Source organism: Actinomyces johnsonii, from assembly GCF_006546835.1.
GTDB lineage: Bacteria > Actinomycetota > Actinomycetes > Actinomycetales > Actinomycetaceae > Actinomyces > Actinomyces johnsonii.
Window position 1 is genome coordinate 1 of sequence record NZ_VICB01000040.1, and the last position, 561, is coordinate 561.

1 pseudogene is annotated in these 561 nt (G+C 64.3%); it reads left to right on the forward strand.

The annotated features are described in order from the left end of the window. Nucleotides 1–122: 122 nt before the first annotated feature. Nucleotides 123–561, forward strand: a pseudogene (locus FK256_RS14205) (sensor histidine kinase); the annotation flags it as partial.

Here is a 561-nt window from a genome sequence, read left to right on the forward strand (position 1 = left end):
CCATCCCCCTCCACCCCACACCAGGCACCGCGCCCCCGGCCGAGGCTCACCGGCATTCCATAGCGCAGTAACCCCGCCTCAGAGCCCACCCACCACTTCCCTTCGAAACGAGACCGGTCAGCATGCCTTTCCCCGCCTTCGACACTCAGACATCCTTCACATGGTGCCCCACACGACGCACCCACCTGCTCCATGCGGCGATCGCACTCTTCCTGGCCTGCATCTGGCCCCTCCTAGGAGGAGCCATGACCCCGAGCGTGCTCGCAGTCAACATCGCCGCAGCCGCATCCATCCCCCTCGCCTCGCGCTACCCCGCCATCGGCGCCACCACCAGCCTCATCCTGTGCTGGATCGCCCTGGCCATTCCAGACCCCGTAGGCATCATCGCCCCATCCATCCCATCCGGAATCGCCGCGATGCTCCTGGCCAGAAACCACCCACGCGGCACGGCTTACTTCCTACTTGCAATATCAGTCTTCCTCCATGTCTTCTACACCTCCACGCGCTGGATCGACGGGCTCACATGGCCGATGGTGGTGGGTGTTCCTTGTGTGGTGATCG